At 66.8% G+C, this 12,988-nt stretch carries 10 protein-coding genes and 1 pseudogene; 7 read left to right on the forward strand and 4 right to left on the reverse strand.

The genetic code is table 11. The features are described 5' to 3' along the window. Positions 1-8: 8 nt before the first annotated feature. The 5 genes from GOQ09_RS08755 to GOQ09_RS08775 all read left to right on the forward strand — a co-directional run bounded on the left by GOQ09_RS08755 (position 9) and on the right by GOQ09_RS08775 (position 5,348). Entirely contained in the window at positions 9-986 is a 978-nt protein-coding gene (locus GOQ09_RS08755) for a Bug family tripartite tricarboxylate transporter substrate binding protein (RefSeq protein WP_157613080.1), read from the forward strand. A gap of 46 nt (positions 987-1,032) precedes the next feature. After that, positions 1,033-1,944: a 5-dehydro-4-deoxyglucarate dehydratase gene (gene kdgD / locus GOQ09_RS08760; RefSeq protein WP_157613081.1), complete on the forward strand. Its 912-nt coding sequence runs from the start codon at positions 1,033-1,035 to the stop codon at positions 1,942-1,944. Positions 1,945-1,994: 50 nt separating this feature from the next. Further along, the gene (locus GOQ09_RS08765) at positions 1,995-2,444 is read left to right on the forward strand and encodes a nuclear transport factor 2 family protein (RefSeq protein WP_157613082.1); all 450 of its coding nucleotides are present in this window, start codon (positions 1,995-1,997) and stop codon (positions 2,442-2,444) included. Between the two features lie 28 nt (positions 2,445-2,472). After that, complete coding sequence (gene gudD / locus GOQ09_RS08770) at positions 2,473-3,828, forward strand: glucarate dehydratase (RefSeq protein WP_157613083.1); 1,356 nt, start codon at positions 2,473-2,475, stop codon at positions 3,826-3,828. 83 nt (positions 3,829-3,911) lie between these two features. After that, positions 3,912-5,348 carry an aldehyde dehydrogenase family protein gene (locus tag GOQ09_RS08775; RefSeq protein WP_157613084.1) on the forward strand — a complete coding sequence of 479 codons (1,437 nt, stop codon included), beginning with the start codon at positions 3,912-3,914 and terminating at the stop codon, positions 5,346-5,348. Between the two features lie 21 nt (positions 5,349-5,369). Here GOQ09_RS08775 and GOQ09_RS08780 read toward each other — a convergent pair whose 3' ends face one another. Beyond that, on the reverse strand, positions 5,370-6,608 hold the full coding sequence (locus GOQ09_RS08780) for an MFS transporter (protein ID WP_157613085.1): 1,239 nt from the start codon (positions 6,606-6,608) through the stop codon (positions 5,370-5,372). Positions 6,609-6,714: 106 nt separating this feature from the next. Between GOQ09_RS08780 and GOQ09_RS08785 the strand changes: the two are divergent. Further along, positions 6,715-7,521: pseudogene (locus GOQ09_RS08785) on the forward strand (LysR family transcriptional regulator); the annotation flags it as partial. A 49-nt stretch (positions 7,522-7,570) separates the two neighbouring features. Here the strand turns inward: GOQ09_RS08785 and GOQ09_RS08790 are convergent. Further along, positions 7,571-9,124, reverse strand: a complete 1,554-nt coding sequence (locus GOQ09_RS08790; RefSeq protein WP_207309939.1) for a glycine betaine ABC transporter substrate-binding protein — start codon at positions 9,122-9,124, stop codon at positions 7,571-7,573. A gap of 114 nt (positions 9,125-9,238) precedes the next feature. On the opposite strand from GOQ09_RS08790, the gene GOQ09_RS08795 reads away from it, so the two are divergent. Further along, positions 9,239-10,291 (forward strand): ROK family protein, encoded by a 1,053-nt coding sequence (locus tag GOQ09_RS08795; protein WP_157613086.1) that lies wholly within the window; start codon positions 9,239-9,241, stop codon positions 10,289-10,291. Here GOQ09_RS08795 and GOQ09_RS08800 read toward each other — a convergent pair. Together GOQ09_RS08800 and GOQ09_RS08805 are read right to left on the reverse strand one after the other, a co-directional pair. Next, entirely contained in the window at positions 10,288-11,844 is a 1,557-nt protein-coding gene (locus GOQ09_RS08800; protein ID WP_157613087.1) for an efflux transporter outer membrane subunit, read from the reverse strand. The two genes, GOQ09_RS08795 and GOQ09_RS08800, sit on opposite strands and share 4 nt — an antisense overlap. A 15-nt stretch (positions 11,845-11,859) precedes the next feature. After that, positions 11,860-12,978, reverse strand: a complete 1,119-nt coding sequence (locus GOQ09_RS08805) for an ABC transporter permease (RefSeq protein WP_157613088.1) — start codon at positions 12,976-12,978, stop codon at positions 11,860-11,862. Between the last annotated feature and the right edge of the window lie 10 nt (positions 12,979-12,988).

A 12,988-nucleotide genomic window follows, 5' to 3' on the forward strand; every position in this document is an offset into this window, starting at 1 on the left:
AGACTTGAATGAGTTTGAAAAGACGCGATCTGATGCTCGGCGCCCTCGGCGGCGGTGTACTTGCAGCCAGCGGCGGCGCGCATGCAGCCGACACCTGGCCATCGAAGCCGGTGCGTATTGTGGTGCCTTACCCGCCGGGCGGTTCGTCCGACATCATTGCCCGCTCCATCAGCCAGCCGCTGTCGGAAGCACTCGGCCAGCCGGTCATCGTGGAGAACAAGCCGGGTGCCAACGGCAACCTCGGCGCCGACTACGTTTCCAAGTCCAAGCCCGATGGCTACACGCTGCTGCTGTGCGACGTGGGTGCGCTGGCCATCAGCCCCTCTGTCTATACCAAGCTGCCGTTCGATCCTTCGAAGGACCTGCGCGGCGTGACCATGCTGGCTTACTCGCCGCACTTGCTCGTGGTGCACCCGTCGGTGCAGGCCAACAGCCTGAAGGAGCTGATTGCGCTGTCGAAGAAGTCGGACATCAATTTTGCCGTGACCGCCACGGGCAGCGCGCCTCACCTTGCCGGCGTGGCGCTCGAGCGTGCCAGCGGCGCGCGCTGGCAATATGTGCCCTACAAGGGCGGCGTGCAGGCGGTGCAAGACACCGTCGCAGGCCAGACGCAGATCCTCATGAACGGCATGCTCGCCACCCTGCCGCACGTGCAGAGCGGCAAGCTCAAGGTGCTCGGCGTTTCCAAGTCGACGCGCATGCCGCTCATCGGCGAAGTGCCGACGATTGCGGAGCAGGGCGTGTCCGGCTTCGAGTCCGGCACATGGCAAGGCGTGCGGGTTGCCAAGGGCACGCCGGACGCCATCGTGCAGCGTCTCAACAAAGAGCTGATCACCGTCATCCGCGCGGCCGACATCCGCTCGCGCCTTGCAGGGCAGGGCGCAGAGGTCGTGACCATGGCGCCGGCCGAAGAAGAGCAGTTCTTCGGCAAGGAGCGCGCGCGCTGGGCCAAGGTGGTCGCCGACGCCGGCATCAAGCTGGACTGACCGGCCCTCCCGATCCATTTTTTAACTCACTCTCATTGGTGTCTCGATGAATCCTCAAGAACTCAAAACCATCATGGGCTCCGGCCTGCTCTCGTTTCCGTTGACCGACTTCGACGCGAACGGGGACTTCAACAAGAGCAGCTACGAGAAGCGCCTCGAGTGGCTTGCTCCCTACGGCGCAAGCGCGCTGTTCGCGGCCGGCGGCACGGGTGAGTTCTTCTCGCTGACGGGCGACGAGTACCCCGGCATCATCAAGACCGCGGTCGATACCTGCCGCGGCGTGGTGCCGATCATCGCGGGTGCCGGCGGCCCGACCCGCTTTGCCATCCAGTGCGCGCAAGAGGCCGAGAGGGCCGGCGCCCATGGCATCTTGCTGCTGCCGCACTACTTGACCGAAGCCGGCCAGGAAGGCCTGGCCGCGCACGTCGAAGCCGTGTGCAAGAGCGTGAAGTTCGGCGTGATCGTCTACAACCGCGCCACCAGCCGCCTCAAGCCCGACACGCTGGCCGGCCTTGCCGAACGCAACCCGAACCTCGTCGGCTTCAAGGACGGCATTGGCGACATCGAAGCCATGGTTGCCATCTACCAGAAGATGGGCGACCGCTTTGCCTACCTGGGCGGCCTGCCCACGGCAGAGGTGTATGCAGCGGCCTACAAGGCCATGGGCACGCCGGTGTATTCGTCGGCTGTCTTCAACTTCATTCCGAAGACCGCGGTGCAGTTCTACGAAGCCGTGCGCGACGACGACATGGCCACCCAGCATCGCCTGCTGAAGAACTTCTTCATGCCCTATCTCGAGCTGCGCAACCGCACGCCGGGCTACGCGGTGAGCATCGTCAAAGCCGGCGCCAAGATCGTCGGCCACGACGCAGGCCCGGTGCGTGCACCGCTCACCGACCTGAAGCCGGCCGAGATGGAGCAGCTCAAGGCGCTCATCGACGCTCTCGGCCCGCAGTAAGCAGAACGAACAGCCGAATCAATCAACGACAACAACGGAGACAACGACACATGTTCATCAAGAAGCTTTTTCTGGTCGCCGCATCGGCGATGCTGTTCACGGGCTGCGCGATGATGCCCGCGGGCGGCGGCGCATCGACGGAGCCGGCGGTGGCCGCGGCCGCCGAGCGGCTGCGGGTGGCAATGATCGACCCGACCCCGGCCGCCCTTGGCGCGCTGGTGGCCGACGACCTGAGCTACGGCCATTCGGGCGGCAGGGTCGACACCAAGGACAGCTTCATCGGCGACCTGGTCGCCGGCAAGTCGGACTTCGTCAGCATCACCATCACCGATCAGACCATCAAGGTGGTGGGCGGCGACACCGCCATCGTGCGCCACACGCTTGCGGCCGATACACTGGATTCGGGCAAGCCCGGCAAGGTGGCGCTGAAGATCCTCGGCATCTGGAAGAAGCAGGGTAACGACTGGAAGTTGCTGGCCCGGCAAGCCGTGCGCATCTAGCATCCGCCATCCATCAGGTTTCGCGCAAATGACAAATCCAGCTTCCATCTCTTCCGTCTCCGGCGCGCCTGTGGTCACCGGCATGCGCGTGGTGCCCGTCGCGGGCCACGACAGCATGCTGATGAACCTGAGCGGTGCGCACGGCCCGTTCTTTACGCGCAACCTGTTGATCCTGACCGACAGCGCCGGCAACACCGGCGTCGGCGAAGTGCCCGGCGGCGAGAAGATCCGCCAGACGCTCGAAGATGCGCGCGGCCTCATCGTGGGCCAGCCCATCGGCAAGTACAACGCCGTGCTCAACAGCATGCGCAGCGCCTTCGCCAACCGCGACAGCGCGGGCCGCGGGCAGCAGACCTTCGATCTGCGCGTGACCATTCATGCGGTGACCGCCGTCGAAGCGGCGCTGCTCGACCTGCTGGGCCAGCATCTCGAAGTGCCGGTGGCCGCACTGCTCGGCGAAGGCCAGCAGCGCGACGCGGTGCAGATGCTCGGCTACCTGTTCTACGTGGGCGACCGCAAGAAGACCGACCTGCCGTACGAGAGCGACCCCGGCGCCGGCAACGACTGGTTCCGCCTGCGTCACGAAGAAGCAATGACGCCCGAAGCCATCGTGCGCCTGGCCGAAGCCACGCATGCGCGCTACGGCTTTACCGACTTCAAGCTCAAGGGCGGCGTGCTGCGCGGCGAAGAAGAGGTGGCGGCCATTCGTGCGCTGCACGAGCGCTTTCCGCAAGCGCGCGTCACGCTCGACCCCAATGGCGGCTGGCTGCTGCAAGATGCCATTCGCCTCTGCCGCGACTTGCACGGCGTCATGGCCTATGCCGAAGACCCGTGCGGTGCCGAAGGCGTGTTCTCCGGCCGAGAAGTCATGGCCGAGTTCCGCCGTGCCACGGGCCTGCCCACCGCCACCAACATGGTGGCCACCGACTGGCGCGAAATGGTGCACAGCCTCTCGCTGCAATCGGTGGACATCCCCTTGGCCGACCCGCATTTCTGGACCCTTCAGGGCTCCGTGCGCGTGGCCCAGCTGTGCCAGGCCTGGGGCCTGACCTGGGGCTCGCATTCGAACAACCACTTCGATGTGTCGCTCGCCATGTTCACGCACGTGGCGGCGGCGGCGCCGGGCAAGGTCACCGCCATCGACACGCACTGGATCTGGCAGGACGGCCAGCACCTGACCAAGGCGCCGCTCCAGATCGAGGGCGGTTTCGTGAAGGTGCCGACCCGCGGCGGGCTGGGCATCGAGCTCGATATGGACGAAGTCGAGAAGGCTCACCAGCTCTACCTGAAGCACGGACTGGGTGCGCGCAACGATGCTCAGGCCATGCAATACCTGATCCCCGGGTGGACTTTCGACAATAAAAAACCATGTCTGGTCCGCTGAAGGTTTAGTCTCCCGTTTCCATTTTCGCAGCCGGACACCCAGTGCCCGGCTTCTTTCTTTTCATCGAGCAGCAAGGAAAACACATGCAAAACTTCGACAACCTGATCGGCGGCGAATGGCGCGCGGGCAGCAGCTACAGCCCCAACGTGAACCCCAGCAACCTGGCCGACGTGCTGGGCCAGTACACCCAGGGCGATGCCTCGCACGTGGAAGCCGCCGTGGCCGCGGCCACCGCCGCCTTCCCCGCCTGGGCCACCGGCAGCGTGCAGGCACGCTCCGACGCTCTGGACAAGATCGGCACCGAAATCCTCGCGCGCAAGGAAGAACTCGGCACGCTGCTCGCCCGTGAAGAAGGCAAGACCAAGGCCGAAGGCATCGGCGAAGCCACCCGCGCCGGCCAGATCTTCAAGTTCTTCGCCGGCGAATGCTTGCGCCTGTCGGGCGAGGTGCTGCCCTCGGTGCGCCCCAACATCGGCGTGGAAATCACGCGCGAGCCCGTGGGCGTCGTCGGCCTTATCACGCCCTGGAACTTTCCCATTGCCATTCCGGCCTGGAAGATCGCTCCGGCGCTTGCCTTCGGCAACTGCGTGGTGTTGAAGCCCGCCGACCTGGTGCCCGGCAGCGCCTGGGCCCTGTCCGAAATCATCCACCGCTCGGGCATTCCCGCGGGCGTATTCAACCTGGTGATGGGCCGCGGCAGCGTCATCGGCAACGCGCTGGTCAACCACCCCGGCATCCATGCCATCAGCTTCACCGGCTCGGTGGGCGTGGGCCGCAACATCGGCATCCAGTGCGTTACCAACCAGAAGAAGGTGCAGCTGGAGATGGGCGGCAAGAACCCGCAGGTCATCCTGGACGACGCCGACCTGACCCAGGCCGTGGAACTGAGCGTGCAAAGCGCTTTCTACTCCACCGGCCAGCGTTGCACGGCTTCCAGCCGCCTGATCGTCACCGAAGGCATCTACCCCAAGTTCATCGAAGCGATGAAGGCCCGCATGGCCAAGATCAAGGTGGGCGATGCGCTGGCGCAGGGCACCGACATCGGCCCCGTCTCGTCCAAGTCGCAGCTCGACCAGGACATGGAATACGTGGCCATCGGCAAGGGCGAAGGCGCCACGCTGGCCGCCGGCGGCGAACTGCTCAAGCTGGAGACCGATGGCTACTACATGTCGCCCACGCTGTTCAGCGAAACGGCTGCCGCCATGCGCATCAACAAGGAAGAAATCTTCGGCCCGGTGGCGAGCGTGATCCGCGTGAAGAACTACGAAGAAGCGCTGGCCACGGCCAACGACACGGAGTTTGGCCTCTCTGCGGGCATTGCGACCACGAGCCTCAAGTACGCCACGCACTTCAAGCGCCACAGCCAGGCCGGCATGGTGATGGTGAACCTGCCGACGGCGGGAGTCGACTACCACGTGCCGTTCGGCGGCCGCAAGGGTTCGAGCTACGGCCCGCGCGAGCAGGGCAAGTACGCGCAGGAGTTCTTCACCACGGTGAAGACGGCCTACACGCTGGCTTGATGTTCCCCCGGCCACCCGCCTTCAAAGCGGGTGGCCGCTGCGCGCCATCGAGCGCCGCAGGCCCAGTGCAAGCAGCACACCCATCGCGCCTGCCAGTGCGACGATGATGGCCGCCGCCGGCCAGCCCATCGAATCCACCGCACCGCCCACGATCACGGGGCCGATCATCTGGCCGAGATTGCTGCCCAGCATGAGCAGGCCCATCGACATGGGTACCAGCCGCGCGCTCGGTGCCACGATGGGAGAGGTGCCGATCAGCGTTGCGGGAAGCAGGCCCCCCGCGCCCGAAAAAGCCAGGCACAGCAAGAACGCCGGCAACGCGCCGATCACCGGCAGGAAGATGCCAATGGCCGAGAGCCCCATCAATGCACTGGCCACCGCTGCCAGCAGCCAGCGGGCCACGCCGCGTTTCAGCAGCACGCCGGCTGCAAGATTGCCCACCACATTGACGCAGCAGGCCACCGCGCTCAGCGATCCGGCGGCCGCCATGCCCACGCCCATGCGTTCGATCAGCAGCACCGGCAGAAAGCTGAAGAGCGCGAAAAACTGCAGGCTGTAGACCACGAACGAGGCCGCGATCAGCGCCGGTGCGCCGGCCTTGGCGGTGGCGGCTGCATCGCGCGCCATGCTGTGCCATGACACCGGCGCTGCACTGGCGGCGCCACGCGGAATGCCAAACAGCAGCAACACCGCGAGCAAAGCCGCCAGAGCGGCATTGCCCAGCCAGAAGCCACGCCAGCCATCGAGCAGCGAACCGCTGAACAGCGCAATTGCAATGCCGGTCGGCATGAAGCAGCTCCAGATGGCAAAGGCCAGGTCCTTGCCGCCGGGCGAGACCATGCGTTGCAGCACCGACGGGCCGGCAATGGTGATCAGCACAAAACCCAGGCCCTCGACGATGCGGCCGGCCAGCAGCACTGCCACGCTGTTTGCCAACGCGCCCGCCGTGCTGCCGGCGGCAATGGCCAGCAGCCCGGCAAGCACCAGGCGCCGGTCGCCGGCGCGCGCGACCCATGCGCCGACCGGCACGGCGCCGGCCACGCCCAGCAGCGAAAACATCGCCATCAGCCAGCCGACCATCGAGAGGTCGAGCCCGAAATCGGCGCGCAACTGCGGCACTGCAATGGCGACTTTGCCGACCTGAAGAGAGGCCGCCACACCGGCGGCCACCACCAGCGCCACGCCGCGCCAGTGTGTTGAACCCGACGAGAGGGGGAGGGCGGCGAGCGGTGCGCCGGCCATTTCGAATTGCTTCTGCATGCCGCCACTTTGCGGCGAATGCATGATCAATGAAAGCGAATAATATCGGCCAAGTCAATCGATTGAAAAGATCATGCTGGACATCCTCACGCTCAGCCAGATGCAGATGTTCGTCGCCGTGGCGGACGCGGGGAGTTTTCGCGCCGGCGCCGCGCGGCTGCACCGCGTGCAGTCGGCCGTGAGCCATGCCATTGCCAACCTCGAAGAGCAGCTCCAGGTGCGGCTCTTCGACCGCTCGGGCCACAAGCCCGTGCTCACGCCCACGGGCAAGGCGCTGCTTGGCGACGTGAGGGTCATCCTGTCGAAGGTCGAGGCGCTGCGCTCGCGTGCGCAGGGGCTCGAGCAAGGCATTGAGCTCGGGCTGGCGATTGCGGTCGACACGCTCTTTCCGTCCGATCTCCTGGCCAGCGCGCTGCGCGGCATGCATGCGGTCTACCCGAGCATTGCCATTCGCGTGGAATACAGCTCGATGGGCGGCACCATCGATGCATTGAGCTCGGGCCGATGCGATCTGGCCATCGCGGCCTTCGGCCATGCCGACGAAAAGATCAGCCGCGAATTCCTGATGGTGCTGCATACGCTGGCGGTGGCGGCGCCTTCCCACGCGCTGGCCATCCATGCGCGGCAACGCGGCGCCAAAGGCCTGGATACCGCGGCGGCGGAGCACGTGCAGATCGTGGTGGAAGACCCGAGCGCGCTCAGCCAAGGCTACGACATCGACGTGCTCTCGCCCTCGACCTGGCGCGTGACCGACATGTACGCCAAGCTCGCGCTGCTGCGCGCCGGCCTCGGGTGGGGAAAGATGCCCTCCTGGCTCGTAGCGGATGACCTGGCCGCCGGAACGCTGGTTCAATTGCCGGTGAGCCGCATCGGCCCGGAAGGCGCGAGCAGCCAGCAGTGCCACTTTTGCCACCGTGCCGACAAGACACCGGGCGCAGGCGCCGCGCTGCTGCGCGAGTGCCTCATGGCGGAAGCGAAAGCGGCGGCGCCCGGCGGCGGCGCCGCATCAGCATTTCCACGAGTTCGAAGATCCCCTCGCTCAGCAGCGCCAGCGCCGCGGCCGGCAACGCCCCGGCCAAGAGCAGCTCGCGGTCGTTGAGCGCCAGCCCGGTCACGATGCGCTCGCCGAAGCCGCCCGCGCCGATGAATGCTGCAATGGTGGCCGTGCCAATGGCAATGGCCGTGGCCGTTCGAATGCCCGCCAGCAGCGTGGGCAATGCAAGCGGCAGCAGCACCAGCCGCAGGCTCTGCGGCGGTGTCATGCCAAGGGCGGTGCCCGCCAGGCGCAGGCCGTTCGGCACTTCGGCAAGGCCGGTTACCGTGTTGCGCATGATCGGCAGCAGCGAATAGAGCGTGAGCGCAATCAACGCCGGCAACGCACCGATGGCGCCGAGCAGCGAGATGAGCACCGCAAGCAGTGCCAGCGACGGCACGGTCTGCAAAATGCTCGCAATACCCAGCACCGCCGCGCGCAGCCGCACATGTGAAAACACCAGGATCGCGAGCGGCACGCCGATCAGGATCGCCACGCCCACAGACACCGCCACCAGCACCAGGTGCTGCCGCGTGAGCTGCCAGAGGTCGGGCCCGAACAGCTTGGCGGTGAAACCGCGCTTGGTTTCCCTTGGCTGGGCCTTGCCGCTGGTGCCAGTACCGGCCAGGAAGTCGCGCGCAATCGCATCGAAGGGCACGCTCTGCAGCTCGGCGCGCGCGTTCATCGCAATCATCGCGCGTTCGTCGATGCGGCCTTCGAGCGCTTGCAGCGCGGCCCAGGCCTTGGGCAGCCGCGTGGGCAGGTCGAGCCGGTACAGCAGCACGGCGTCGTAGCGCGGAAAGTATTTCCTGTCGTCTTCGAGCACGCGCAGGCCCAGGTGGTCGATCTTGGCATCGGTGGTGTAGATGTCGATCGCATCGATCTGCTTCGCGGCCACGGCTTCATAAGCCAGGCCGTGGTCGAGGCCGGTCGGTGTCTGAGTGAAGCCGTAGCGCGCGGCAAGGCCCTTCCAGCCGTCGGCGCGGCCGATGAACTCGTTCGACAGGCCGAGCTTGAGTTCGGGGTGGCGCGCCAGGTCGCTCAGCGTGCGCAGGCCCAACCGTTCGGCATCGGCTGCGCGCACCGCCAGCGCATAGCCGTCGTTGAAGCCCAGCGGAACCGCCACGCCCAGGCCCAGCGGCGCCAGCGCGGCATTCATGGCTTCGCGCGTGTCGGCCGGCGAGCCCTTCAGGATTTCGAGCGCAATGGTGCCGGTGTATTCGGCATACACGTCGATGGCGCCCGAACGCAGCGCTTCATAGACGATGGCGGTGTTGCCAAGGCCCTGGCGCACCACGGGCGGCGATGCGGTGTGGGGCGCCGCCGTCTGCGCCAGCAGTTCGGCCAGGATGTACGACTCCGTGAAGCGCTTGGAGCCGACGCGCAGCGTGCCGTCGGCCGGCTGCGCCGATGCGGTGGCGCCGAGCCAGGCCAGGGTGAACAACAGGCAGGCGGTGCGCAGGATGCGGTGGGGCAGGTGCATCGGGGGCCAGTGTATAGAGATCGAAGGCGGCCAGGGTGCACCCGCCAATCTCCTACAAACCTTGGTGCGGGCTACCGATGCTTTGTAGAAGCGGACTCATCCATAGTGATTGCCATGAACAAGAAAACCCATCTCCTGCCCGGCCCTGACCTTCACGGCCTGCGCGAACTCCCGGGGCTGCGGGTGGAGGGCTACAGCCTGCAGCTGCGCGACAAAGACGGCTTTGTAGGCGACCAGGCCAGCCAGACCGCGTTCCGGGAGCTGCTCGAGCGCTGGCGCAAGCGCCGCCGCAAGACCGGCACCGACCCGCTGGGCAAGGAGCACTCGCGAGACCTCAGCAAGAAGCAGCTCGACCGCGTGCTGCAAAAGACCTCGGCCGCCGGCGACCTGATGCACGGCGCCATCGAGGAATTTGCCGAGGAACTGGCCTTCGTGATCCAGCGCTTCACGCGGCAGCCTTCATGGAAAAAGGTGGAGCGCATCGTGGTGGGCGGCGGCTTCATCGAAAGCGACGTGGGCGAGCGCGCCATTCTGCAGACGGCAGCCATTCTCGAGGACATGGGCGTGCACGTTCAGCTCGGCCGGCTGTCGCACGATGTGGACGACGGCGGCCTGATCGGCTGGGTGCACCTGACCCCGCACGCCATGCTGAAGAAGCACGACGCCATCCTGGCCGTGGACATCGGCGGCACCAACGTGCGCTGCGGCATCGTGAAGACGCGCCGCAGCAAGGCCTCGGACCTGTCGCAGGCCAAGGTGGTGCGCAGGGAGAAATGGCGCCATGCGGACGACGGCCCGAACCGCACCGACATGGTCGAGCGCATCGCGCTCATGCTCGAGGACATGGTTCGCTATTGCGAGCGCAAGGACATCCGCCTCGCGCCCTTCATCGGCATTGCGTGCCCGGGCCTGATCCGCAAGGACGGCTCGATCGAGCGCGGAACGCAGAACCTGCCGGGCGACTGGCAGAGCCGCGCGTTTCACCTGCCGAGCGCGCTGTGGCGGCGCATGCCGATGATCGGCTCCGGCCCGACGCTCATCCTGATGCACAACGATGCGGTGGTGCAGGGGCTGAGCGAATTGCCGTTCATGCGCGACGTTTCCCATTGGGGCGTGCTGACCATCGGCACCGGCCTCGGCAACGCGAGCTTTACCAATACCTTCTAGCCCGGTGCGCCGGATGCGCCCGGAGCCGGCGGAACCTTGCCGCCGAGCGCCTTGTAGACGGCCACCAGCCCCACGGCCAGCCGGCTCGTACTTTGCGCCTGGTCGCGCCGTGCCTGCAGCAGCGTGCGGCGGGCGTCGAGCTCGACACCGAAATCCGTGAGCCCGTTGGCATAGCGTGCATGCGCCAGTGTGAGCGCGTCGCGGCTGTGGCGTTCGCGCTCGGCCAGCTCGGCATGGCGCAGGCGTTCGGCGGCATAGGCGCTCAGCGCGGAATCGATCTCGTGCCATGCCTTGAGCACGGTCTGCTGAAAGGCCACGGCGGCTTCCTGCTGCTGCAATTCACGCAGGGTTACCGTGCTCCGGCGCCGGCCGTTGTCGAAGATGGGCAGGCTGATGGAAGGGCCGACATGCCACTGCCGGCTGCCCCATTCGCCAAAACGTTCGCTGCCCACCGATTCGAAGCCGAAGCCGGCCCCCAGCGTCACGCGCGGATAGAGGTCGGCCACGGCCACGCCGATGCGCGCGGTGGCGGCATGCAGCTGCGCCTCCGCCGCGGCAATGTCGGGCCGGCGGCGTGCCAGGTCGGAGGGCAGGCCGAGGGCCAGTTCGGGCAATGGCGGCGCCTGCAGCGCCTCGGGTGTGTCGCTTGCGCGGCCTGCCTCCGGCGCGGCGAGTTCGGCGTTCAGCCTGCCGGGCATGGCGCCGGTCAGCAGCGTGATCTGGTTCAAGGCCTGTGCCTCCTGCTGCAGCAGCGCCGGAATGCGCGCCTTCAGTTCGGCCAGCTGCGTGCGCTGCCGCGTCGGGTCCAGGTCGGTGACCAGCCCGCCGTTGGCGCGCGCCTGAACCAGTTCGAGCGATTCGGCCGCGGCTGCAATGTCGGCGCGTGCCAGGCGCAATTCGCGCTGCGCACCGCGCAGTTCGAAGTAGTTGCGCGCCACCTCGGCCTGCACGCTGAGCTGCACCTGGCGCAGCAGCGCCGCCGATGCGCCCGTGTCCGCATCGGCGGCTTCGATGCTGCGCCGCACGCGGCCCCACAGGTCGATTTCCCACGATGCGTCGAAGCCAGCCTGGTACAGGTTGTAGGGCTCGCTCAGCGTGCGGATCAACTGGTCGCGGTTGGACACCGACGAACCGAGTGCGTCGATCATCCGCGTGGCGGCGCCGGTTTCGCTTTGCCGCTGGCGGCTGACGCCGCCGCTGGCATTGAGTTGCGGGCCCTGCTGCGCGGCCGTCGCTGTGCGCTGGACGCGGCTCTGCGCAAAGCGCAAGGCGGCGGTCTGCAGGTCGTGGTTGGCCGCGAGCGCAAGCGCCTGCAGGCGTTCGAGCAGCGAATCGTTGAAGGCTTTCCAGTCGCCGGACGCTACGGCCGAAGGCACCGCAGTCCGCTCGGCTCCCAGGAGCCCTGGCGAGCCGCCGTGCCATGCGGACCAATCGGCCGGCGCCTGCACCTGTGCGGGCCGGTGGTCGGGCCCCATGGCACACCCCGCAAGGAGAAGCGCGAGCGCGGAACAGGAGAAGGAGAAGGAGAAGAGGAAGGTTCGTGATGCGGACATGCAAGGCTCCCGGGTTCAGGCCAGGCGATGGCGAAACAGCCAGGCTGCCAGCGGCAGCGTGACAAGGGCGATGATCGAAAGCGGAATCAGGTTGTGCCACACCGTGGCCAGGCCCACGCCCTCCAGGTACACGCGCTGCACCAGGTCGATTGCAAAGCGCAGCGGGTTGGCCATGGTGATCACCTGCAGCACCTGCGGCATGTTGCGCACCGGCGTGGTCAGGCCCGACAGCAGCATCATCGGCATCAGCAGCACGAAGGTGTAGAGCATGGCCTGCTGCATGTTGGCCGACACCGCCGAGATCGACAGGCCGATGCCCACGCTCGCCACGGTGAAGAAGATCAGCCCGGTGTAGAGCGTGGCCAGCGAGCCCGCCATTGGAACGCCGAACCAGAAGAGCGCCACCAGAAGAATGAGTGTGGACTGCGCAAGACCCACCAGCACTGGCGGCAGCGCCTTGCCGATCATGATTTCGAGCGGCGACATCGGCGTGACCAGCAACTGGTCGAAGGTGCCTTGCTCGCGCTCGCGTGCCACTGAGAGTGCGGTGAGCAGCAGCGTCTGCAGCATGCTGAGCGCGGCGATCAGGCCGGGCAGCAGGTTCCACCGCGTCTCGAGGTTCGGGTTGAACCATGCGCGCGATTCGATGGTGAGCGGGGCCCCTTGTGCGCCGGCGCGCGTGCGCAGCTGCGCGTTGTAGCGCTCGACCACCGATCCCACGTAGCCGGCCGCCGAGCCCGCGGTGTTCGAGTTGCGCGCATCCAGGATCAGCTGGATGGCCGCGGGCTGGCCGGCGCTCAGGCGCTGCTGGAAGTCGGGTGCGATCTGGATCACCATCAGCGCCTTCTCGGTGTCGATCACCTCGCGGATATCGGCCTGCGTGCGCAGCGTGGCCACGCGATGAAAGACGCCGGTGCTGTCCAGGTGCGCAACCAGCTCCGTCGACGCGCCCGTGCGGCTCTGGTCGAGCAGCGCATAGGGCAGGTTCGAAAGGTCGTACGTGGCGCCGTACCCGAAGATGAGGCTTTGCATGATGGCCGGAACGAACAGGATCACGCGGCTTGCCGGGTCCTTGAGGATGGCGAGCAGCTCCTTGCGGCAGAGGTTGGCAATGCGCAGCAGAAAATCGGTCATGGAACGGTCC

Origin of the sequence: Variovorax paradoxus (assembly GCF_009755665.1) — a bacterium.
GTDB classification, from domain to species: Bacteria; Pseudomonadota; Gammaproteobacteria; order Burkholderiales; family Burkholderiaceae_C; genus Variovorax; species Variovorax paradoxus_G.